The 19,131-nt window shown below is 71.7% G+C and carries 15 protein-coding genes; 5 read left to right on the top strand and 10 right to left on the bottom strand.

Features of this window, described 5'->3' with window-relative positions; translation table 11 throughout:
* Window positions 1-123 precede the first annotated feature (123 nt).
* The gene (locus ACFQS7_RS17450; protein WP_380068381.1) at window positions 124-1,191 is read right to left on the bottom strand and encodes an LLM class flavin-dependent oxidoreductase; all 1,068 of its coding nucleotides are present in this window, start codon (window positions 1,189-1,191) and stop codon (window positions 124-126) included.
* Window positions 1,192-1,295: 104 nt separating this feature from the next.
* Here ACFQS7_RS17450 and ACFQS7_RS17445 point away from each other — a divergent pair, with 104 nt between their 5' ends.
* Complete coding sequence (locus ACFQS7_RS17445) at window positions 1,296-2,204, top strand: LysR family transcriptional regulator (protein ID WP_380068380.1); 909 nt, start codon at window positions 1,296-1,298, stop codon at window positions 2,202-2,204.
* Here ACFQS7_RS17445 and ACFQS7_RS17440 read toward each other — a convergent pair.
* On the bottom strand, window positions 2,194-3,069 hold the full coding sequence (locus tag ACFQS7_RS17440) for an SMP-30/gluconolactonase/LRE family protein (RefSeq protein WP_380068379.1): 876 nt from the start codon (window positions 3,067-3,069) through the stop codon (window positions 2,194-2,196). The two genes, ACFQS7_RS17445 and ACFQS7_RS17440, sit on opposite strands and share 11 nt — an antisense overlap.
* Window positions 3,070-3,148: 79 nt before the next feature.
* Between ACFQS7_RS17440 and ACFQS7_RS17435 the strand changes: the two genes are divergently transcribed.
* Genes ACFQS7_RS17435 through ACFQS7_RS17425 form a run of 3 tightly spaced genes read left to right on the top strand, consistent with a single transcriptional unit; the run spans window position 3,149 to window position 6,734 of the window.
* Window positions 3,149-3,781, top strand: a complete 633-nt coding sequence (locus tag ACFQS7_RS17435) for a TetR/AcrR family transcriptional regulator (RefSeq protein ID WP_380068378.1) — start codon at window positions 3,149-3,151, stop codon at window positions 3,779-3,781.
* A gap of 53 nt (window positions 3,782-3,834) precedes the next feature.
* Complete coding sequence (locus ACFQS7_RS17430; RefSeq protein WP_380068377.1) at window positions 3,835-5,967, top strand: acetate--CoA ligase family protein; 2,133 nt, start codon at window positions 3,835-3,837, stop codon at window positions 5,965-5,967.
* A complete protein-coding gene (locus tag ACFQS7_RS17425) occupies window positions 5,964-6,734 on the top strand; it encodes an SDR family NAD(P)-dependent oxidoreductase (RefSeq protein ID WP_380068376.1) in 771 nt (256 codons plus the stop codon). The genes ACFQS7_RS17430 and ACFQS7_RS17425 overlap by 4 nt, the downstream gene beginning before the upstream one ends.
* On the opposite strand, the gene ACFQS7_RS17420 is transcribed toward ACFQS7_RS17425, so the two are convergent.
* The 7 genes from ACFQS7_RS17420 to glmU form a co-directional block, all read right to left on the bottom strand.
* A complete protein-coding gene (locus ACFQS7_RS17420) occupies window positions 6,721-8,625 on the bottom strand; it encodes an alkyl/aryl-sulfatase (protein ID WP_380068375.1) in 1,905 nt (634 codons plus the stop codon). The genes ACFQS7_RS17425 and ACFQS7_RS17420 overlap by 14 nt on opposite strands.
* Before the next feature lie 13 nt (window positions 8,626-8,638).
* Complete coding sequence (locus tag ACFQS7_RS17415; protein ID WP_380068374.1) at window positions 8,639-9,643, bottom strand: acyl-CoA dehydrogenase family protein; 1,005 nt, start codon at window positions 9,641-9,643, stop codon at window positions 8,639-8,641.
* A gap of 5 nt (window positions 9,644-9,648) precedes the next feature.
* Window positions 9,649-10,830 carry an acyl-CoA dehydrogenase family protein gene (locus ACFQS7_RS17410; RefSeq protein WP_380068373.1) on the bottom strand — a complete coding sequence of 394 codons (1,182 nt, stop codon included), beginning with the start codon at window positions 10,828-10,830 and terminating at the stop codon, window positions 9,649-9,651.
* Between the two features lie 8 nt (window positions 10,831-10,838).
* Entirely contained in the window at window positions 10,839-11,783 is a 945-nt protein-coding gene (locus ACFQS7_RS17405; protein ID WP_380068372.1) for a Bug family tripartite tricarboxylate transporter substrate binding protein, read from the bottom strand.
* A gap of 3 nt (window positions 11,784-11,786) precedes the next feature.
* Window positions 11,787-12,935 carry an enoyl-CoA hydratase/isomerase family protein gene (locus ACFQS7_RS17400; RefSeq protein WP_380068371.1) on the bottom strand — a complete coding sequence of 383 codons (1,149 nt, stop codon included), beginning with the start codon at window positions 12,933-12,935 and terminating at the stop codon, window positions 11,787-11,789.
* A 1,403-nt stretch (window positions 12,936-14,338) separates the two neighbouring features.
* Window positions 14,339-16,162 (bottom strand): glutamine--fructose-6-phosphate transaminase (isomerizing), encoded by a 1,824-nt coding sequence (gene glmS / locus ACFQS7_RS17395; protein ID WP_380068370.1) that lies wholly within the window; start codon window positions 16,160-16,162, stop codon window positions 14,339-14,341.
* Window positions 16,162-17,472: a bifunctional UDP-N-acetylglucosamine diphosphorylase/glucosamine-1-phosphate N-acetyltransferase GlmU gene (gene glmU / locus ACFQS7_RS17390; protein WP_380068369.1), complete on the bottom strand. Its 1,311-nt coding sequence runs from the start codon at window positions 17,470-17,472 to the stop codon at window positions 16,162-16,164. Before glmU ends, glmS begins: the two co-directional genes overlap by 1 nt.
* Before the next feature lie 157 nt (window positions 17,473-17,629).
* Here glmU and ACFQS7_RS17385 point away from each other — a divergent pair, with 157 nt between their 5' ends.
* Window positions 17,630-18,280: an HAD hydrolase-like protein gene (locus tag ACFQS7_RS17385; RefSeq protein WP_380068368.1), complete on the top strand. Its 651-nt coding sequence runs from the start codon at window positions 17,630-17,632 to the stop codon at window positions 18,278-18,280.
* On the opposite strand, the gene ACFQS7_RS17380 is transcribed toward ACFQS7_RS17385, so the two are convergent.
* Complete coding sequence (locus ACFQS7_RS17380; RefSeq protein ID WP_380068367.1) at window positions 18,248-19,060, bottom strand: DUF3108 domain-containing protein; 813 nt, start codon at window positions 19,058-19,060, stop codon at window positions 18,248-18,250. The two genes, ACFQS7_RS17385 and ACFQS7_RS17380, sit on opposite strands and share 33 nt — an antisense overlap.
* Window positions 19,061-19,131: the final 71 nt, after the last annotated feature.

The raw sequence follows: 19,131 nt of genomic DNA, 5'->3' as shown, positions 1-19,131 counted from the left end.
GTGCGGCCGGACTTCGTTGATCAGCGGTTCCAACGCCGCCCACCGCGCGTCGCTCAGAACGTGAATACCAGGGTTCTCCGTCATCCCTAACAGTTAGGAATGTACCTCAGGAGCTAACAGACCTTAGGCCGCGGCGCGCGCCGCCGTCACCCCCAGCGCCTTGTTGATGGCCGGGATGATGCGGCTGCCCCACAGCTCGATCTGCCGCATCATGGTGCGGTGGTCGAAGTCGCCGATCTGGGTCTGGATGGCGATGTGCTTCGGCTTCAGGATGCTGATCTCGTGCAGCATCTTGTCGATGACCTCGTTGACGCTGCCGACCGGCAGGTTGGCGCGCATCTGCTCGAAGCTCTGGTCGTTCGGGCTTGGCTCCTCGCGCACCAGGAAGCCGTCGTCGGACTGCGCCCGGCGGAACTTCAACGCCTCCGAGATGCGCCGCGAATAGCGTGCGCTGTCCAGGTAGCTGTCGATCTCCGCCGGGTTGTCGCTGGCATGGGCGCAGCGCAGCAAGGCGAAGCGGCAATCGTCGATGCTGCGGCCCTCGCCGGCGGCCACGCCGGCCAACTGGTCGCGGATCTCCCGCAGTCGCTGCGGCCCGTTCAGCAAGGCGGTGACGAACAGGTTGTGCCCTTCGCGGATCGCCCGCGCCTGGGTCTGCGCATTGGCCGAGGTGATCCAGATCGGCGGCATGGGCGTCTGCAGCGTGCGCATGCTGATCGAGGTCAGCGGCATCTGCAGGTGCTTGCCGGCATAGCTGAAGGCACGCTCGGTCAGCCCCAGCGTCAGGATGTCGAGGAATTCGTGGAAGATAGCCGGGGCGTCGGCGATATCGACGCCGAAGCGGTCGAACTCGAATTTCTGGTAGCCGGAGCCGATGCCGAGGTCGAGCCGCCCCTTGGTCAGCGTATCGGCGAAGCCGATCTCCGACAGCAGCCGGGCCGGGCTGTACATCGGCAGGATGCAGACCCCGCTGCCCAGCCGGATCCGCTTCGTCAGCCCCGCCACATGCGCGATCATCATCAGCGGCGAGGCGCCGAGCCCATAGTTGGAGAAATGATGCTCGGCGTACCAGGCATTGTCGAACCCGGCCTGGTCGGCCAGCACGGTCTGTTCCACCGCATAGTTCAGCACCTCGGCCGAGCTCTGATGGTAACCGCGCTGCTGCATGAGGATGAAGATGCCGAATTCCATGCCGCCTGGTCCTTGCCGGAGGCTCTGACCCTAGCGGCTGGGCCTTCCACGCAACAATATGCTATGATCGAGAGGCATCTTTGCGATTTGCGTAAAGGCGGACCATGAGCCGGTTGCAGGCGATGGAACTCTTCGCGGCCGCGGTACGGGAGGGCAGCTTTTCCGCCGCAGGCCGCCGCGCCGGGCTGTCGCCCGCCTCGGTCTCCCGCCAGGTGGCAGCCCTCGAAGCCGGGCTGGGCACGCAGTTGCTCAACCGGACCAGCCGCAGCCTGGTGCTGACCGAGGCCGGGCGGGAATACCTCGCCCGGCTGGAGCCGATCCTGCAGGACATCGCCGCCGCCGAGGCCGCCGCCGCCGCCTTGCAGGCCACGCCGCGCGGCACGCTGCGGCTGCATTCGCGCACCATGTTCGGCCTGCGGCTGGTGACGCCGCTGCTGCCCGCCTTCCAGGCCCGCTACCCGGAATTGCGCGTCGAACTCCGCCTCGCCGAACGGCCGGCCCGGCTGGCGGAGGAGGAGATCGATATCGAGCTGCGGATCGGCGCGCCGCCCGCCGGACCGCTGATGCAGCGCCTGCTGCTGCGGAGCGAGCGCATCCTGGTGGCCAGCCCCGGCTACCTGGATGGGCGCCCGGCGGTGCGGCAGCCGCGCGACCTGCTGGCGCAGGAGTGCCTGACCTATTGGCTCGGCCCGGACGAGGTGACCTGGCGGTTCCTCGGCGCCGGCGGGTTGCAGGAACTCCGCATCGCCGCCCGGCTGACCGCCAATAACGGGGAAGTGCTCCGCCAGTTGGCCCTGGCCGGGCATGGCATCGCGCTGCTGGACGACTACACGGTGCGTGACGAACTCGCCGCCGGCCGGCTGCTGCGGCTGCTGCCGGACTGGCGGGTGACCAACTCCGAATTCGACCAGGGCATCCACGCGGTGTTTCGCCAGGCCGCGCTGCTGCCGGCCAAGACCCGCGCCTTCCTCGATTTCCTGGTGGAGGCGCTGCCCGGGGCGGTCAGCGGCTGATCAACGGCTCGGCGATGCCCTGCGCGTCAAGGCCGGTAATGGCGAAGACCCCGCCGGCCTCGGGCGCCGGATCCTGCAGCCGGTGGCTGGCCGAGATCGAGGTGACGAACAGCACATCCAGGCCCGGCCCGCCGAAATTCACGCTGGTCGGGTGGCGCACCGGCATGGCGATGCGCTGCACCAGCCGCCCGATGGCATCGAACCGGCCGATCTCGCCGCTGCGGACCAGCGCGACCCAAAGATGCCCCGCCGCATCCACCGTGGCGCCGTCCGGCGCGCTGTCCAGCGCCGCGAGGTCGATGAAGGGCGCCCGTCCGCGCGCCTGCCCGTCGCGGTAGTCGAGCCGCCAGATCACCCGGCGCGGGCTGTCCGCCAGGAACAGCGTCGCACCATCCGGGCTGAAGCAGGGCCCGTTGGCGGTGACGATGTCTTCGGCCAGGGTGGTGACGCCGCCATCCGCCTCCAGCCGGTACAGCGCGCCGCGCGACGCCGCGCCAGGGGCAAGGTTCATGTGCATGCTGCCGGCCAGGAAGCGCCCCTGGCGGTCCACCTTGCCGTCGTTGAGCCGCACGTCCGGGTGCTGCACCGGCGACTTCGCCAGCAACGTGGTGGCGCGGGTGGCAGGGTCGTACCGGTGGAAGCCATCGGCCAGCGCCAGCACCACGCCGCCATCCCGGCACAGGCCGAAGCTGCCGACCGGCGCCGGCACCGCCCAATCCTCCCGCCGGCCGCTGCCCCACTGCAGCCGGTGCAGCCTGCCGGCCAGGGAATCGACCCAGTAGAGGGCTTGTTCGCGCGTGCTCCAGACCGGACTTTCGCCCAGCTGGTCGCGGCTGTCGCCGATGCGGTCGATGGCGATGGCCATGCGTTGCCTCCGCCGCCAAATTGCCGGACGCTGACCGCTCGGTCAACGAAGGGGTGCGGGGATGCCGGATCAGCAGGCGATGCCGCCAGAGCCCGCGGGCGGCGAAGCGACCGACCGCGTGCTGCAGATCCTCTCGACCTCGGCCAGGCTCTTCGCCACCACGGGCTACGACGGCACCTCGATGCGCGACATCGCGCTGGCCTGCGGCATCTCCAAGTCGCTGCTCTATCACCACTTTGCCGACAAGGACGAGATCTTCGCCCGCATCACCCTCGGCTCGACCCGGGAGCTGTTCCATTTCGTCGAGGCCCGGCTGCAGGCGGCGGCGTCCCCGGCGCTGCGCATCCGCGCCTTCATGGCCGCCACCGGCGAGTATTTCCAGCGTTACCGCTGGGCCTGGATCGCCTCCACCACCGCCTTCTGGAACGACCCGCAGCACCACCGGCAGACCGAACGCATGCTGTGGCGCGACCGCTACGAGGGGTTGCTCCGCCGGCTGATCCAGGACGCCATCGATGCCGGCGAGATGCGCCCGCTGGACGTGCCGCTGGCCGGCCGGCTGGTGCTCTCCGCGCTCAACTGGATGCATCGCTGGCACAAGCCGGACCAGGGCATGCCCGCGCCACAGGTCGCCGAGGCCTATTTCGACATGATCTTCCATGGCCTGCACGCCGCGGCACCGGGCTTGCCGCCCGCCCCGCCTCAGGGATAGGGTGCCACTGACCGATCGGTCAGCACCCCGGGATGGACGCAGGAGAACCCCCCATGACCTCCCCGCAGCGGCCCGCGCCCGGGGCCGGGCTGGATGCCATCCTCCGGCCGCGCTCCATCGCCGTCATCGGCGCCTCACAGGATGCCACGAAGATCGGCGGCCGGCCGGTGCAGCTGCTGCAGCGCTTCGGCTTCCCCGGCGCGATCTACCCGGTCAATCCGCGCGCGGCCGAAGTGCAGGGCCTGCCCGCCTTCGCCTCCGTCGCCGCGCTGCCGGAAGCCCCCGACCTGGCGATCATCGCAGTCGCCGCCGAACACGCCGCCACGGCGCTGGAGGAGTGCGCCGCGCGCGGCTGCCGGGCCACCGTGGTGTTTTCCTCCGGCTTCGCCGAACTCGGCGCGGAGGGCGAGGCGGCGCAGGCGGCGCTCGGCGCCATCGCCGCGCGCACCGGCATGCGCATCCTCGGCCCCAACTGCCTCGGCGCGGTCAGCGTCGCGGAACGCAGCATCGCCACCTTCTCGATCGTGCTGGAAGGCGCGCTGCCGCCGCCCGGGCCGCTCGGCATCGCCTCGCAGAGCGGCAACCTCGGTAGCTACACCATGCTGCTGGCGCGGGAACGCGGCATCGGCGTCAGCCGCTTCCTGACCACCGGCAACGAATGCGACGTCGACATCGCCGATGCCATCGCCTGGCTGGCGCAGGACGACGCGACCAGGGTGGTGCTGGCCGTGCTGGAGACCTGCCGCGACGCGCCACGGCTGATCCAAGCGCTGGAGATGGCACGCGGCGCGGGCAAGCCGGTGGTGGTGCTGAAGATCGGCGCGACCGCGGCCGGCCAGGCCGCCGCCGCCTCCCACACCGGGGCGCTGGCGGGGTCGGACGCGGTGTTCGACGCGGTCTTCGCCCGCACCGGCGCGGTCCGGGTCGGCAGCGTCGAGGCACTGCTCGACCTCGGCCACGCGGCAGCGGTCTGCGGGGAGGCTCTGCCGCGCGGCCGGCGCACCATGCTGCTGACCGCCTCAGGCGGGTTCGGCGTGCTGCTGGCCGATGCCGCGACCGCGGTGGGGCTGGACCTGCCGGCGCCTGAGCCGGCGACGCAGCGGCGCATCCTGTCGGTGGTGCCCTTCGCCTCGCCGCGCAACCCGGTCGATGCCACGGCGCAGATGGGCGCGCGGCCCGAGGTCCTGGTGGAGATTCTGGCCGCCATCCTGGACGACCCGAACTGCGATGTGCTGCTGCTGCAGCTTGCCGCCTCGCTCTATGTGCCGCGGCTGCGCGGCGTCTTCCTGCCGGCGCTCAAGGCGATGCGCGAAAAGCACCCCGGGAAGGTGCTGATGCTCTCGGTGCATGGCCCGGCCGATGCGGTGGCGGAACTCACCGCGCTCGGCATGCCGGTGGTGGATGGCGTCAATGCCAGCACCGCGACCCTGGCCGGGCTCTGCGCGCTGGCCGAGGCGCGCCGCGTGCCGCTGCGGCCTGCCGTGACGATGCCGCCGGGCGCCCCGCTTGACACCGCGGCGCTGCGGACGGAGGCCGCCGCCAAGCAGGCGCTGGCAGCCGCCGGTGTGCCGATCCTGCCGGAATGCGTGGTCCACAGCGCCGCGGAAGCCGCCGCGGCCGCCACCAGGCTGGGCTTCCCCGTGGTGCTGAAGATCGTCTCGGCGGACCTGCCGCACAAGACCGAGGTCGGCGGCGTGGTGCTCGACCTGGCCGATGCGGCCGCTGTCGCCGCCGCGCATGACACGATGCTGGCGCAGGTGCGGACCGCGGCGCCGCAGGCGCGCCTCGACGGCGTGCTGGTCGCGCCGATGGTCCGCGGCGGTGTCGAGCTGATCCTCGGGACGAAGCGCGACCCGGTCTTCGGCCCGGTGGTTCTGATCGGGCTCGGCGGCATCTTCGCCGAGGTGCTGCAGGACGTGGCCGTCCGCCCTGCGCCGGTCGATGAGGCCGAGGCGCTGGAGATGTTGCGCAGCCTGAAGGCCTTCCCGGTGCTGGATGGCGCGCGCGGCCGGCCGAAGGCCGACATCGCCGCAGCGGCCCGCGCGGTGGCGGCACTGTCCCGCTTCGCCGCGCAGCAGGCGGCGGCGGTGGCAGAGGTGGACATCAATCCGCTGCTGGTCCGCGCCGAGGGCGAGGGTGCGGTGGCACTGGATGCGCTGATCATCCCGGTGGAGGACAGGCCGTGACCGAAGTGTTTTCCCTCGCCGGGCGCGTCGCGCTGGTGACCGGCGCCGGCAACGGCATCGGCCGCGCCGCGGCGCTGCACCTGGCCGGCATGGGAGCCACCGTCGGCGTCAACGACCTGAAGCCCGAATTCGTCGACCGAGTGGTCGCCGAGATCGAGGCTGCAGGTGGCCGGGCGATCGGCGTGACGCAGAACATCAGCACGCGGGACGGCATGCGCGCGGCCGTGCTGGGGCTCGCCGAGCAGGCCGGGCGGCTCGACGTGCTGGTGAACAATGCCGCCTGGGTGCGCTACCAAGCGGTGCCGGACATCGCGCCGGACACCACGGACCGCATGCTGGATGTCGGCTTCAAGGCGGTGATCTGGGGCATCCAGGCGGCGGCCGAGGCGATGGGCGAGCGGGGCGGCAGCATCGTCAACATCGCCTCCACGGCGGCGCTGCAGGGGCTGCAGAACGGCCTGGTCTATTGTGGCATCAAGGCCGGCGTCACCGGCATCACCCGTGCCGCAGCGGCCGAGCTCGGCCCGCGCGGCATCCGCGTCAATGCCATCGCGCCTTCCGCGATCCCGACCGAGGGCACCCAGCGCAACCGCAACGCCGAACGCGATGCGCGGCGCGTCGCGCGCACGCCGCTCGGCCGGCTCGGCGCGGTGGAGGACATCGCCCGCGCCATCGGCTTCCTCGCCTCCGGCCAGGCCGGCTTCGTCACCGGGCAGGTGCTGGTGGTCGATGGCGGGATCACCAGCACGAGCCTCAACGCGGGGTGACGACCGGGAAAATCGTCTCGAAGACGTCCAGCAGCGCGAAGAGCCTTGCCGGCAGCGTGGCATCGCCCGCCACCGTGGCGGCGCCTTCCGCCAGCAGGGCCTCGAAGCCGGCGCTGCCCGCCACCAGCCGGTCGAAGGCGGCGCGCGTCGTCGTCACCCGCGTGTCCGGCGCCGCGGAGGTGCTGCCGAGCCGCTGCGTCAGGGTCGCATTCTCGAGATTCTGCGCCACCATCTCCCCGCGGTCGGTGAAGTGCCAGTCGATCCGCCAGCGCAGCCCGGCGGCCTGCTCCGCCTTCAGCCGCACGCCGAGCCAGTCGAAGACCACCCCGGTCGACAGGGCCGGCAGCATGTCGGGGCGGAGGAAGCCGACCGCGCGGCTGCCGCCGGTGCCGCCGCGCAGTTCCTGCGCCGCCAGCAGATAGGCGTTGCGCCAGGTGGCGCTTTCCGCCTGATAGCCGAGCTGCTCATGCGCATCGGCGCAAAGCTCGCGCGCCGCGGCATTGTCCGGGTCGGCGAAGACCAGCTGGTTCATTAGCTGCGCCACCCAGCGGTATTCGCCGCGGACGAAGTCCTCCCGCGCCCGCGCGATGACGGCGTCGAGCGGCCCGAGATACTCGACCAGCTTGCGCGCCGCCTCGCTCGGCGGCAGCGGATCGAGGTTGGCCGGATTGCCGTCATACCAGCTGAGGTAGCGCTGGTAGACCGCCTTGGCATTGTGGCTGACCGTGCCGTAGTAGCCGCGGCAGGCCCAGTCCTGCGCCAGGCTGTCGGGCAGCCGGAGCCGCTCCGAGATCTCCGCCGGCCGCAGCCCATGCGCCGCCAGGCGCAGCGCCTGGTCGTGAATATGCTTGTAGAGGTCACGCTGGCGGCCGAGATAGCCGAGCAGCTTCTCCTGCCCCCAGATCGGCCAATGATGCTGCGCCACCAGGATCTCCGCTTGGTCGCCGAACAGCGCCATGCTGGTGGCGATGGCGTTCGACCAGACCCGGGTATCGCGCGCCTGGGCGCCGCGCAGCGGGATGAAGTTGTGCAAGTGGCGCGTGGTGTTCTCCGCCATGTTGAGCACGCGATGCCGCGGCAGCCAGATATGCATCTCCGCCGGCGCCTCGGTCTGCGGCGCCATCTGGAAGACCAACTCGATGCCATCGATCGTCCGGCTTTCCACCGCCTCGACGATCAGGTCGGTCGGCGGCAGCAGGGTGGAGACAGCAAGGCCCATGCGCTTGCCGAGCCCGGCATCGACCTGGCCACGCACCCCGCGATGCAGCGCCCCGCCGAATTGGAAATTCGCCCGCCGCGCCATCGGGATGCCGGCAAGCACGGATTCCGCGCCCAGTTCCTCCATGAAGCCATCCGGCGCGATCACCGGCACCCGGCCCCCGCGCACCTCGTCCAGGCTGGCGACACCGAAGGCACCGCCGAAATGGTCGGCATGGCTGTGGGTGTAGATCAGCGCGCTGACCGGCCTTTCGCCGCGATGCGCGCGATAGAGCGCCAGGCCGGTGGCGGCGGCCTCGGCATTGGTCAGCGCATCGATGACGATGATGCCACGCGCGCCCTCGACGATGGTCATGTTGGCCAGGTCGAGGCCGCGGATCTGGTAGATTCCGGGACAGACCTCGAACAACCCATTCGCCATGTTCAGCCGCGCCAGCCGCCAGAGGCTCGGGTTGACCTCGGGTGGTGCCTGCTCGGCCTTGAGGAAGCGGTACTCGCCGAGGTCCCAGACCAGCCGGCCGCCGGTGCCGCGCACGACACCGTCGGGCAGCGGCGCGACATGGCCGCGCCAGGCCTCGGCGAAGTCCGCGGTGTCGTGAAAGGGCAGTTCCGCCAGCACCGCCTGGTTGGCAGCGGCGGTGGCGGCGGTGGCGGGCTTCGCTGCGCTGGGCATGTGCCGGATCCCCCTATGCCGCCGCGAGCAGGCGGGCGGCCTGCACGTGGCGATCACCCCATTCGAATTCTGCCATCAGGATGCGCCGCGCCAGCCGCGTCGCCGGCAGTTCCTCGGTCATGCCCATGCCGCCATGCACCTGGATCGCCTGCTCGGCGACGAAACGCCCGGCCTCGCCCAGCCGCAGCTTGGCGAAGGCGATGTGTTGCCAGGCCGGCTCGCGCAATGCCGCCTGGACCAGGCCGGTGAGGTTGCGCCAGGCGACGTACATCTCCGCGACACGGTGCCGCAGCGCCTGGAAGCTGGCGAGCGCCGCGCCGAATTGCTGGCGCTGCAGCAGGTAGTCGATGGTCTGCCGGATCAGCGTTCCCATGGCCGCCACCGACTCGACGCAGGTCAGCAGCGCGCCGAGGTCGCGGGCCCGGTCGATCCGCGCCGCGGCATCGGCCACCAGCAGCGTCGCCGCGGCACCCTGCAGGTCGAGGTCGAGCGTCAGCCTGCCGTCGATCCGTTCATGCCGGACCAGGCCGACATCGGTCAGGTCCAGCAGGTAAACCGCATCCGCCGCCGCCACCAACGCATGGCTCGGCGCCGGCGGCGTCTCGATGCCCAGCGCCTGGCCGGTCAGCCGGCCGGCTTCGGCGGTGATGCCGCCCGCCAGCACCACGCAGGGCCGCAGCCGCCCGGCTGCCAGATCCGTCAGAAGCGCGTCCTGCCCGGACAGCAAGGCCGGCGCCACGGCGCAGGTCATGGCCAGCGGCAGCGGCAGCGCGGCGCTGCCGGCACCCTCGGCCAGCGCGGCGAGGTCCAGCAGCGTGCCGCCGGCGCCGCCACATTCCTCCGGCACCAGCAGGCCGGCCCAACCGAGGTCGAGCAGCGACGACCACTGCGCCGCCAGCTCCGCCGCGCGCGCCGCCGGATCATGCAGCGGCGCCAATTTCTGCGTGGCGGCCTCGGCGAAGCGGCGGGCCGCATCGTAGGCATCACCGGGCAGCATCGGCGTGGGTTCGAAAGCCATGGCGCTCACATCCCGAAAAGCTGCTTGGCGACCACGTTCTTCTGCACCTCGTTGGAGCCGCCGAAGATGGTCTTGGCGCGCAGGTACATGAAGTTCTGCACCCATTCGATATCCTCGACCGCCGCATTCGGCCCCGAGCCATCGACCGGGCGGAAGCGCGAGGCGACGCGGTCCCCTACCGCATCCAGCGCGACGGCGCCGATGCGCTGCACCGTGTCCGCGGTGGAAAGCTTGAGTTCCGACGGCATCAGCCCGAGCGGCCGGCCGGCCATGACCGCGTCCACCGCGGCCTTGCCGAGCTCGCGCGCGCCGCGCAGCTCGGCCTCGGCCAGCAGCAGGCGGTATTCCAGCTGCTCCCGCTTCAGGGTGTTCGCCGGCCCGGCCAGCTCACGCGCCACAAGCGCCCGGCAGCGCTCGAGGAAGCGGAAGGCCGGCGCGACGTTGGCGCCGCCCAGCCTTTCGCGGTCGAGCAGGAACTTGCCGTAGGTCCAGCCCTTGTTCTCCTCGCCGATGCGGTTCGCCGCCGGCACCCGCACGGCGTCGAGGAACACCTCGTTCACGTGGTGCCAGCCGTCGATCGTCCGCACCTCCCGCACCTGGATGCCGGGCGAGTCCAGCGGGATGAGCAGCATGGTGATGCCCTCCTGGCGCTTCACCTCGGCATTGGTGCGGACCAGCGTGTACATCCAGTCGGCTTCCTGCGCGTGGCTGGTCCAGAGCTTCTGGCCGGTGACGACATAGTCGTCGCCGTCCCGCACCGCGCGGGTCTTCAGGCTGGCGAGGTCTGAGCCGGCGCCGGGCTCCGAATAGCCCTGGCACCACCAATCCTCGCCATTCAGGATGCCCGGCAGGAAGCGGGCCTTCTGTGCCTCGCTGCCGAAGGCGATCAGTACCGGCCCGATATGGCGCAGCCCGTGGTGGTATTGCGGCGGGCAGTCGCATTCCGCCAGCACCTCGTCGAAGATGTGGCGGCGGCGCTGGTCCCAGCCGGTGCCGCCATACTCGACCGGCCAGCTCGGCGCGCCCCAGCCATGCGCGTGCAGGATGCGCTGCCAGGGCGCCCAGTGCTTGCGGCCGAGCTTGCCGTTGGCGGCGACCACTGCACGGATCTCCGGCGGGCAGCGGGTCGACGCGAAGTCGCGCACCTCGGCCCGAAAGGCGGCCAGCTCGGCGGTCTCGTCCATCATCGGCCTCGTCACAGGGAAAGGTTGCGCTCGCGTACCACGCGGCTCCACAGCGCGTGCTGCTCGGCCAGGAAGGCGGCGAACTCGGCGGGGGTCTCGGCCATCGCTTCCAGGCCGTCGTCGCGGATCGCGCGCTGGATCGGCTCGCTGGCGGCGATGTCGCGCAGGTCACCGGCGATGCGCTCGCGCAGCGGCGCCGGCACCGCGGCCGGGCAGAAGAAGCCGTAGAAGGTGCGCGCCACCACCTGCGGCAGGCCCTGTTCGGCCATGGTCGGCACCTCCGGCGCATTGGCGTTGCGCCGCGGCTGGGCGATCGCCATCGCCCGCAGCCGGCCGTCGCGGGCGAAGCGCATGGTGGTGACGCTGTCGAACAGCGCGTTGACATGACCGGCGAGCAGGTCGGTCAGCGCCGGCGCGCTGCCGCGATAGGGCGTGTGGAGCATCTCGATGCCGGTCGCCCAGGCGAAGAGCTCGGCCGAGATATGCGGCGAGGAGCCCATGCCGGAGGAGCCGAAGCGCAGCGCGCCGGGATTGGCCTTCGCCCAGGCGACCAGTTCGGTCAGCGTGCGGGCCGGCACCGATGGGTGGAGGTACAGCACCGCGCCGCCCAGCGCGAAGCGGCAGAGCGGCGCCAGCGCGGCGGGATCGTAGGGCAGGTTCCGCAGCATCAGCGGGTTGGTCACGATGCCGAAGCTGGCGAGCAGCAGCGTGTGGCCATCCGGCGGCGCATGCGCCGCCGCCGCGGTGCCGATCGCCGTCGCCCCGCCCGGCTTGTTCGCCACCACCGCCGGCTGGCCCCACAACTCGCTCAGGCGCGGGGCGAATTCGCGGGCGTAGCGGTCGGTCGGGCCGCCGGCGGCGTAGGGCACCACGATCTCGACGCCGCGCTGCGGCCAGCCGCCCTGGGCCAGCGCCGGCGTGGCAAGCAGCGAGCCCAGCAGCGTGCGCCGCAACATGGCTCAGCGGCCCTTGTAGACCGGCGGACGCTTTTCCAGCGTCGCGCGACGTGCCTCGGCGGCATCTTCGGTCTTGCTGAGCTCGTAGGTGAAATTCTGCTCGAAGCGGTAGGCGTCCTTCGCCGGCATCAGCTCCACCATGTTGCAGCTCAGCTTGGCGTATTTGATGCCGAGCGGCGCCTTGGCGGCGATCTCGGCGGCCAGCGCATAGGCTTCGTCGAACAACCTGTCCTGCGGCACGCAGGCTTCCAGCAGGCCCAGACGGTACAGCTCGCTGGCCGGCAGCCGCTGGCCGGTGAACATCATCCGCCGCACCTTGGACGGCGGGAAGAGCCGCGACAGCATCGCCGCCCCGCCGGCCAGGCCGACATTGATCTCCGGCATGCCGAAGACCGCGTTGTCGCTGGCCAGCATGAAGTCGCAGGCGGCCGCCAGGCCGAAGCCGGCGCCGAGCGCCGCGCCGTTGACCGCCGCGATCACCGGTTTGGCGCATTCCTTGATGCTGTTGCCGGTCTCCCGCGTCAGCCGGTTGTGCCACCAGTACTCGCCGTGCTTGCCGGGGTCTGGCCGCTGCTTCAGGTCGGCGCCGGCACAGAACACGCTGCCCTGCGCGGTCAGCAGCACCACGCGGATATCCTCGCGGTCGGTTGCCTGGTCCATGATCTCGATGATGCGGTCGCGCATCGCCCAGTTCACCGCGTTCACCGGTGGGCGGTTCAGGGTGGCCACCGCCACGTAGTCCTTCACCTCCAGCGTCACCGTGTCTTCGCTCATTCCGCCTTCTCCCTGATTCAACCGGATGCCGGCATGGCGGATGACACCGCGCCGCTTCCGTCCTCCGTCATCCAGCATGGCGCCCAGGGCCGCGGGCGTGCTGCCCTCGGGCCGGGCTCCGGTATCGGCGTAGCGCGCGGCGGCGGCGGGGCCGGCCATGGCCCGCATCAACGCCTTGCCAAGCCGCGCAACAATCGGTTCGGGCGTGCCTGTGCGGGCCATGAGCCGATTGATCACCGTGACTTGGAAACCCGGCAGTGTCTCGGCGATGCTCGGCACATCGGGAAGTTCCCGCCCACGGCTGGACGGCGTGACGCCCGGTGCGCGCAGCCGGTCGGCGCGGATCAGCACGCCCAGGCTGTCGATGGTCTTCGGCACCCGGGCCTGCCACGGTGCCCTGCATCGAGGAGCCGGTGCCGCCAAAGGGGATATGCGTCAGGCCGATGCCGGCACTCGGGAAGGCCGGCTGCGCCGGCCGCGCCCTGGCCCGCGCGACCAGGTCCACGACGCAGCGCGCCGCTGGCGGCCGATGCAGCACCGGCGCATAGGCCGAACGGACCAGCAGGCTCATCGGCATGACCTCCCGGCCCGGGTCGTGGGGCACGTTCGCCATCGGCAACGGGCTGGCCGAAAGCCTTGCCCGGCGACTGCACGCCGAAGCGCCGGCAACGCCGGCGAGCATGGCGCGGAACGAGCTGCGCCGAGGCCTGTCACATCGCATCCTTCGCGTCGGAGGCTGTGGCCCCATGTCAGCTCGATCCTTGACTGACCGATCGGTCAGGCTGAGGTTATAGTCGTCCCTCCGCGGCGGCAAGCGCCTCCGGCTGACCATCCTCCGTGGCGGTTTGCGGTGCATCATGGGTCGGGCGGTGCGACCGCCCGGTCATACCCGGCCCCGGTGTCGGTCATCCCGCCGGGTTTCGCGCGGCGGCGAAGCCGCAGGCGCTGCCGGGCGGACGGCAGCGTCACCAAAGGGCACGTCCTGGTCGAGGCCTTCAGCGCCGTCGCTGCCGACGTTCGGCGGGCTTCCCGTACCGCGCTTGTTCCCAGGCGAGCGCTGCAGCCGCTCCGGCCGTATGCTCAAGTCGCCCCGGCCGCCGGATTGGGATTTCTCCTCCGGCCTGCCCAACCCCTCGGCACGCAGCTGCTTGATGTGGTCCAGCATGGCCGGACCGTGGGGCACCGCGACACCGAGAGCGCGATGAAGCCGACCGCCGCCGGAACCGACGACGGTCTGTCCCGGGGCCAGAGCGGGCGATGCCTCCGGTCAGTGCCAGGGGCACGGCGTCGGACACCGGCTGCGCGTCGCGCGGCAGATGCAGACACGCCGCGGCGGTGCCGATGAAGTCGGAGCCGCCCCCCCGGGCCGACCTGCACCGCGATCAAGCAAGCGGCTTCAGGCCGGACGGGGTGGATTCGCGCAAGGTCGCGCCGCCTGCTTCGAACGATCGATTTCGTCGAAGGCGCCGTCGGGATTGCCGGGGCGTGCAAGCGGCGCAGGGCCGCGTTCGAGATCCGACGACGCGATGCCGCCCTGCCGCGCGATGCGGGCCGAGGGCCCGACCGCTGGCGACCTGCCGATAATTGAGGCGTGCATGGAGACTACACGCCCGGAGCTCCTTGCCCGCCGCAGCCTAGCCCGACGTTGTCCTGCCAAAGGCGTAGCGCCCGGTCGGAAAGGCTTTGTCCTTCGCCAGGAATCAAACGGGCTTCGGGTTGGAACGGGTTCGTTCGAAAGTGCACGGCTCGATTTTGAGCCCACACCTCCCCGCACCGCCGCCCTACTCCACCGTCACGCTCTTCGCCAGGTTGCGCGGCTGGTCCACGTCGGTGCCCTTCAGCACCGCCACGTGGTAGGCCAGCAGCTGCACCGCGATGGCATAGAGGATGGGGGTCGAGAAGGCGCCGACCTTCGGCAGCTCGATCACCCGCTCGGCGAAGCGCGACAGCGGGCCGATGCCATCGGCATCGGTGAAGGCGAGGATGCGCCCGCCGCGCGCCGCCGCCTCCTGCAGGTTGGACGCGGTCTTCTCGAAGAGCGGCCCGGTGGGGCACAGCGCGATCACCGGCACCAGGTTGTCGATCAGCGCGATCGGCCCGTGCTTCATCTCGCCGGCGGCATAGCCCTCGGCATGGATGTAGCTGATCTCCTTCAGCTTCAGCGCGCCCTCGAGCGCGATCGGGTAGAGGCTGCCGCGGCCGAGGAAGAGCACGTCGCGCGCCTTGGCGACCTCGGCCGCCAGTTCGCGGATCTGCGCGTCCTTCTCCAGCACCAGCGCAGCATTGCCCGGCACCTCCAGCAGCGCCTGGGTCAGCCTGCCCTCGTCCAGCGTGGACAGCTCCCGCCGCGCCCGCCCGAACCCGATCGCCAGGCAGGCCATGACCGCCAGCTGCGCGGTGAAGGCCTTGGTCGAGGCGACGCCGATCTCCGGTCCCGCCACCGTCAGCACCGCGCCGTCGCTCTCCCGCGCCATCGAGGATTCGGGCACGTTGACGACCGACAGCACCTTCTGCCCGCCCTCCTTCAGCAGCTTGAGCGCGGCCATGGTGTCGGCGGTCTCGCCCGACTGGCTTACCAGGATGGCGGCGCCGCCCTCCATCAGCGGCGGGTTGCGGTAGCGGAGTTCAGAGGCGACGTCGGCATCCACCGGCAGCCGCGCCAGTTGCTCGATCCAGTAGCGGCCGACCGCACCCGCCAGGAAGGCGCTGCCGCAGGCGGAAATCGTCAGCCGCGGCACCTTGGCCGGGTCGAAGGGCAGCTTCGGCAGCCGCACCTCCAGCGTCTTGGGGTCGAGGTATTGCCGCAGCGTGTCGCCCAGCACCGCCGGGTGCTCGTGCAGCTCCTTCTCCATGAAGTGGCGGTAGTTGCCCTTGCCGACCGCCGCACCGGAGACGGCGGTGACGACGACCTTGCGCTCGACCGCAGCGTCCTTCGCATCGAAGAAGGCGGCGCCGTCGGTGTCGAGCACCGCCCAGTCGCCCTCGTCCAGATAGGCGATGCGCCGGGTCAGCGGGGCCAGCGCCAGCGCGTCGGAGCCGACGAACATCTCGCCCTCGCCGAAGCCGATCGCCAGCGGCGCGCCTTGGCGCGCGGCCATCAGCAGCTTCGGATGGCCGGCGAAGATGGCGGCCAGGGCGAAGGCGCCGTGCACCCGCTTCAGCGCCGCGGCGAAGGCCGCCTGCGGCGCCAGGCCCTGCGCCAGGATATCGTCGAGCAGCCGGACGAAGGTCTCGGTATCGGTCTCGGTCTCGAAGACCGCGCCCTTGGCCTCGAGCTCGGCGCGCAGTTCGGCATGGTTCTCGATGATGCCGTTGTGCACGACGCTGACGCGGGCGGTGCTGTGCGGATGGGCGTTGCGCTCGGTCGGCGCGCCATGCGTCGCCCAGCGGGTATGGCCGATGCCGGTGGTGCCGCTCAGCGGGTCGCGTTCCAGCACCGCGGTCAGGTTGCCGAGCTTGCCCTCGGCGCGGCGACGGTCGACATGGCCCCCGACCAGCGTGGCGATGCCGGCGCTGTCATAGCCGCGGTATTCCAGGCGCCGCAGCGCCTCCAGCAGCAGCGGCGCCGCATCCGCCTTGCCGACAACGCCCACGATGCCGCACATCAGACTTGACCCTTCTTGCCCTTGAACCCGCGCCCGGGCTTCGTCGCCTGCCGCCCGCGCGCGATCGCCAGCGCGTCGTCCGGCACATCCTCGGTGATCACGCTGCCGGCCGCCACCAGCGCCCGGGCACCGACCCGCACCGGCGCCACCAGCGCGGTGTCGCTGCCGACGAAGGCGCCGGCGCCGATCTCGGTGCGGTGCTTGTTCACGCCATCATAATTGCAGGTGATGGTGCCGGCGCCGATATTGGCCCGCGCCCCCACCGTCACGTCGCCCAGGTAGCTCAGGTGGTTGGCCTTGGCGCCCTCGGCCAAATGCGCCGCCTTGAGTTCCACGAAATTCCCGACATGCGCCTCGCGCCCCACCTCGGTCCCCGGCCGCAGCCTGGCGAAGGGGCCGATGACGGCGCCGCGCCGCACCAGGCAGCCTTCCAGGTGGCTGAAGGCGCGGATCTCGACCCCGTCCTCCACCGTGACGCCCGGCCCGAAGACCACGTTGGGGCCGACGCTGACATCCTGGCCGAGCGTCGTGTCCCAGGCGAAGAACACCGTCTCCGGCGCGGTCAGCGTCGCGCCGCCGGCCATCGCGGCATCGCGCAGCCGCGCCTGCATGCCGGCTTCCAGCAGGGCAAGCTCCGCCCGGCTGTTGGCCCCGGCCAGCTCGGCCTCCGAGGCCTCCTCGGCCACCACCCGGCGGCCGTCGGCCACCGCCAGGCCGACGATGTCGGTCAGGTAGTATTCGCCCTTGCTGTTGGCGTTGCCGACCGCGTCCAGCCAGCGGAACAGGTCGGCCGCGGGCGCACAGACCACGCCGGCGTTGCACAGCCCGATGCCGCGCTCGGCCTCGGTCGCATCGGCCCATTCGACGATCCGCTCGACCTCGCCGGAGGCAGCCGTCACCAGCCGGCCGTAGCGGCCCGGATCCGCCGGCCGCATGGCCAGCAGCGCCAGCCCGGCCGCGGCCCGCGTCGTGACCAGTTTCCGGATGGTCGGCACGGTGATCAGCGGGTTGTCGGCATAGAGCACCGCCACGTCGCCGGCGAAATCCCGCAGCAAGGGCGCCGCCATCCGCGCCGCATGGCCGGTGCCCAGGCGATCCGCCTGCACCACCGTCGCATGCGGTGCCACCGCGCGCTCCATCGCCGGCATGTCCGGCCCCACCACCACCACGATCCGGTCGAAGACCTGCTCGCAGGCACTGACCAGATGATTGATCATCGGCCGCCCGGCGACCGGGTGCATCGCCTTGGGCAGCGCGCTCCGCATGCGGGTGCCGAGACCGGCGGCAAGGATGATGGCGGCGGCGGGCATGGCATCTCCGGACATCGGACTCGGCGCGCAGGATAGCCCACGCGGCTGCAATATCGCATGCTGGTTGTGACCGGCGTAGCCTGATCTAGGCAAGCGCCGCGTCGCGGCGGACCGCACGCCGCATTGCAGAGTGCGGCGGCACGCGGTAGGCCGGGTCATGCCCCGCCTCGCCGTCTTCGATCTCGATGGCACGCTGGTCGACAGCGCGCCCGACATCCACGCCGCCCTCGACCGCCTGATGGCGGGCCAGGGCCGGGCGGCCTTCACCCGGCCGGAGGTCACCGCGATGATCGGCGACGGCGTCCGCGTCCTGGTCGAACGCGCCGCGGCGGCCCGCGGCCTGGCCTTCACCGACCCCCTGCTGGCGGAATTCACCACCGACTACACCGCCCGCGCAGCCGAGGCGACGGCGCTGTTCCCCGGCATTGCCGGGACGCTGGACGTCCTGGCGGCCGATGGCTGGGCACTGGCGGTCTGCACCAACAAGCCGGCGGCGGCGACCGCGGCGCTGCTGGGCGCGCTGGGCCTGGCCGGCCGCTTCGCCGCGGTCGGCGGCGGCGACAGCTTCCCCGTGCGCAAGCCCGATCCGGGCCACCTGCTCGGCACCATCACCCAGGCGAAGGGCGACCCGGCCCGGGCGGTGATGATCGGCGACCACCGCAACGACGTGATGGCGGCCCGGGGCGCCGGCCTGGCCTGCGTCTTCGCCGGCTGGGGCTACGGCACCCCGGCGATGGCGGCAGGCGCCGCGGCCACCGCGGCGACGCCGGCCGCGCTACTGCCGGTGCTGCGCGACCTCCTGCCCTGAGGGCAGCGCCTCCACGCCCAGCAGCACCACGCGGATGGTGCCCAGCCAGCGGCTCGGCAGCTCGATCCTGACCGGGATGGCCAGGCGGCCGGGCAAGGGCCGGCCGAGCCAGGCGGTGGCGGGCTGCGACGTGCGCGCCCATTCCGCCTCCCGGTCGCTGCGCCAGCCGGCCACCAGCCGGCTCTCGAAGCCGCAGCGCAGCGCCTCGCCGCCAAAGCCGCCTTCCTGCGGCAGCACCTGCATGCCCTCGGTCTGCACCGTGTAGTCGGCCCGGCGGCGTCCGTCGTAGACCGCCGCCGCGGCGTCGCAGCGGCCGGTCTGCGCCACCGTGCGGGTCAGCTTCGCCAGCGCGGAGAGGGAATCCATGGTGCCGAGGCGCAGCGCCGCCGACACCGGCTGGCGGTCTTCCTCCATCGGCGGTTCCAGCTCGCCCAGCACGGGCTGGCCTGGGCTGGGCCAGTCCAGCGCGACCACGCGCCGGGCGCCGCGCCAGGTTCCCTCCGTCCGGTAGCGGGCGGGGATGGGGTCGGCGCCGCGCCAGGCGCCCTCGGTGCTGGTCACCTGGTCGCCGCGGCCGAGGACGTTGACGACGCCGCTGGTGCGGACATGGGTGCGCAGGCGGTAGCGGGGGCCGTCGAGGGCGAATTGCGCCTCGACCTCCATGATCCGCACGCCGGCGGCGCGGACCTCGTAGCGGGCGAGAAGTGTTTCGGCGCCCGCCCGGATGGGGGCCAGGGCCAGCAGGCAGGCAGCGATCTGGAGCAGCCGGGATGATGCCATGCCCGACCATATGGGCCGCTGCCACGGCGCAGCAAGCGCGGTTCGCCCGAGCCGGCCACACGGCTTGACAC

Origin of the sequence: Dankookia sp. GCM10030260 (assembly GCF_042666655.1) — a bacterium.
Taxonomy (GTDB): domain Bacteria; phylum Pseudomonadota; class Alphaproteobacteria; order Acetobacterales; family Acetobacteraceae; genus Paracraurococcus.
The sequence above is the reverse complement of the archived record's forward strand: the minus strand, read 5'-3'. Positions and strand labels throughout refer to the sequence as shown.

What these genes read in the sequence shown, in the direction of transcription:
- ACFQS7_RS17450 (WP_380068381.1), bottom strand. Translation starts at nt 1,191, where the DNA reads ATGGAATTCGGCATCTTCATCCTCATGCAGCAGCGCGGTTACCATCAG.
- ACFQS7_RS17445 (WP_380068380.1), top strand. Translation starts at nt 1,296, where the DNA reads ATGAGCCGGTTGCAGGCGATGGAACTCTTCGCGGCCGCGGTACGGGAG.
- ACFQS7_RS17440 (WP_380068379.1), bottom strand. Translation starts at nt 3,069, where the DNA reads ATGGCCATCGCCATCGACCGCATCGGCGACAGCCGCGACCAGCTGGGC.
- ACFQS7_RS17435 (WP_380068378.1), top strand. Translation starts at nt 3,149, where the DNA reads ATGCCGCCAGAGCCCGCGGGCGGCGAAGCGACCGACCGCGTGCTGCAG.
- ACFQS7_RS17430 (WP_380068377.1), top strand. Translation starts at nt 3,835, where the DNA reads ATGACCTCCCCGCAGCGGCCCGCGCCCGGGGCCGGGCTGGATGCCATC.
- ACFQS7_RS17420 (WP_380068375.1), bottom strand. Translation starts at nt 8,625, where the DNA reads ATGCCCAGCGCAGCGAAGCCCGCCACCGCCGCCACCGCCGCTGCCAAC.
- ACFQS7_RS17415 (WP_380068374.1), bottom strand. Translation starts at nt 9,643, where the DNA reads ATGGCTTTCGAACCCACGCCGATGCTGCCCGGTGATGCCTACGATGCG.
- ACFQS7_RS17410 (WP_380068373.1), bottom strand. Translation starts at nt 10,830, where the DNA reads ATGATGGACGAGACCGCCGAGCTGGCCGCCTTTCGGGCCGAGGTGCGC.
- ACFQS7_RS17405 (WP_380068372.1), bottom strand. Translation starts at nt 11,783, where the DNA reads ATGTTGCGGCGCACGCTGCTGGGCTCGCTGCTTGCCACGCCGGCGCTG.
- glmS (WP_380068370.1), bottom strand. Translation starts at nt 16,162, where the DNA reads ATGTGCGGCATCGTGGGCGTTGTCGGCAAGGCGGATGCGGCGCCGCTG.
- glmU (WP_380068369.1), bottom strand. Translation starts at nt 17,472, where the DNA reads ATGCCCGCCGCCGCCATCATCCTTGCCGCCGGTCTCGGCACCCGCATG.
- ACFQS7_RS17385 (WP_380068368.1), top strand. Translation starts at nt 17,630, where the DNA reads ATGCCCCGCCTCGCCGTCTTCGATCTCGATGGCACGCTGGTCGACAGC.
- ACFQS7_RS17380 (WP_380068367.1), bottom strand. Translation starts at nt 19,060, where the DNA reads ATGGCATCATCCCGGCTGCTCCAGATCGCTGCCTGCCTGCTGGCCCTG.